This is a genomic window from Gemmobacter caeruleus, assembly GCF_008271655.1.
In the GTDB taxonomy this organism is placed as follows: Bacteria; Pseudomonadota; Alphaproteobacteria; order Rhodobacterales; family Rhodobacteraceae; genus Gemmobacter; species Gemmobacter caeruleus.
This window is the reverse complement of record NZ_VKKX01000038.1, coordinates 1-1,801: the sequence shown is the minus strand read 5'-3', so window position 1 is coordinate 1,801 and position 1,801 is coordinate 1. Positions and strand designations below refer to the sequence as shown.

The following is a 1,801-nucleotide window of genomic DNA, read 5'->3' as shown; positions in this document are numbered from 1 at the left end:
GGAATTGGAATGAAATGCGGTCCTGCACACGGAACAGGCCGACCACCGCCAGCTTTTTTGGGAGCGCGGCGGTCGGCCTGTTCCTACCCAAGACCCCTGCGCCTTTACGCTTGCCTGTCCATGTAACGGCCATGAAGATGCCCTCGGCATGGTGGCGCAGCGCCCGATGCCGGAAGTCGGCTGTGATCTCCTTGCTCTGGTCGAACCAGGTATGCACGGCCAAGTAGCAGTCGACCGTGCCGCCCCATTTCTTCACCGAGGACAGGGCGTGGTGATAGGGATGTGCCATCGCCGCCCCCTCAGAAATCGTGGGTATGGAGTTCGGACGAGGTGAAGCGCTCGTTGAACTCGAGATGGATACAGCGGGCGGAAGCATCGAAGCAGAATTCGCCCCACGCGCCGTCGTTGTTCTCCCAACCGCCATGGGTGTCGGAGAGGAAATCGTAGGCAAGCTGCTCGACGACATCCTCCAGCGAGAGCTGCCGCATCTCGACCTGGGGGTCATCCCAGGTCAGCGCGGCATAGGCGATCTCGGTCGCGGGGAAATCGACGGCATTCTCCCCGGACCACGCGCCGATGCTTTCGATCTGGCCGCTGTCCCCGGCCCCGTCGAAGGTCACGGTGACATGGGTGATGCCGGCCGCCGTGAGGCCGTCGAAAAGGCGATCCTTGTTGCCGGGGCGCAGCGCTTCGATCCGAGCAGCACGCTCGGCATGCGCCGCGAAGATCTGCGCCATGTCGACGGTCGAGGGCGCCATCGGGGGCGCGAGGGTGGGTTCAGTCAGGGTCATCGGGTGTCTCCGGTAAGGGGAAGGGATCGGAGCCGGGCCGGGCGATCTCTCTCCCCCGGACAAGCTCCAAATCCCCCCTGCCCTTCTCTGTCTCTCGGGCTTCATGCCGCGACCTGCAGCGCCCGGGCGGCGAAGGCGCGCCAGAGTGGATCGACGAGACGCGCATCCAGAAGATCGGCGCGGTGGCGCAGCCGCTGCGCCAGATCGGGCTCACCCCAGGCAGCCGCGCGGCCCGCCTGCGCGCGCAGCTGGCTCGCCTCGGTCACCACGCCCCGCGCTTCTGTGGCGCTCATCACCGGGTGACACCACGCGACGGCGCAGTCGCTGGCGGCCCCGGCCAGCACAAGGCGCTCGTCGCGGTCGAAGATCGCCAGCAGCAGGGGCGCGGTGTTCGTGGCCATCCCCTCGGCATGGTCGATCGCGCCCAGCATGGCATCGGCCAGCGTCGCAAAGCGCGCGAGAACCAAGGGTGCGGCCTGGCCCGACATCAGATCCGCAGGCGTGCGGCGCGACAGGGTCAGGGCAAAGGGGTGGTTGGGATCAGCATCGCCCACAGCGAAAACCGGCGAGAAGCCTCGCGGGCCAGTGGTCGGGTGGATGGGCAGGGGCAAGTCGAGCATAGGAAAATCTCCAACGGCGCGGGAAGCCTCTCTCCCCGCCTCAGCCGTCAAAGACCAAACCGGCGCCCTCTTCCTCGAAGGGGCGAAGGCAGGTCTGCTGGGACCATCAGAGCTTGCCCAGAGCACGCAGGCTCAGTTCCGTTCCGGCGCCGACGATGATGTGGTCGTGCAGCGTCAGCCCGAGGTACTTGCAGCCTTTCTGGATTTCCTTGGTCATGCTGAGATCGGCCTCCGACGGCGTCGGATCGCCCGACGGGTGGTTGTGGATCTTTTGTGCCCCGTTTTCTTATGTGTCCTACCGTCAAAATGGGTTGGTCTTTCAATGGCTTGTGGACCGAAGTCGGACACATAACGGTGCATATCTGCTGGCATTGGATGTTTCTGGTTTTG

The 1,801-nt window shown here is 65.1% G+C and carries 4 protein-coding genes; all 4 read right to left on the bottom strand.

The window, feature by feature from the left end; genetic code table 11:
- Window positions 1-289 (bottom strand): DUF6915 family protein (locus tag FOA17_RS13435; protein ID WP_420841713.1); only part of this gene is annotated, 289 nt, incomplete at its 3' end.
- 10 nt (window positions 290-299) lie between these two features.
- Window positions 300-791, bottom strand: coding sequence for a DUF6878 family protein (locus tag FOA17_RS13430; protein WP_149142022.1), 492 nt, complete (start codon window positions 789-791; stop codon window positions 300-302).
- Window positions 792-892: 101 nt separating this feature from the next.
- The gene (locus FOA17_RS13425) at window positions 893-1,411 is read right to left on the bottom strand and encodes a DNA repair protein RadC (protein ID WP_149142021.1); all 519 of its coding nucleotides are present in this window, start codon (window positions 1,409-1,411) and stop codon (window positions 893-895) included.
- Between the two features lie 106 nt (window positions 1,412-1,517).
- Entirely contained in the window at window positions 1,518-1,679 is a 162-nt protein-coding gene (locus FOA17_RS13420) for a JAB domain-containing protein (RefSeq protein WP_275260039.1), read from the bottom strand.
- Window positions 1,680-1,801 lie beyond the last annotated feature (122 nt).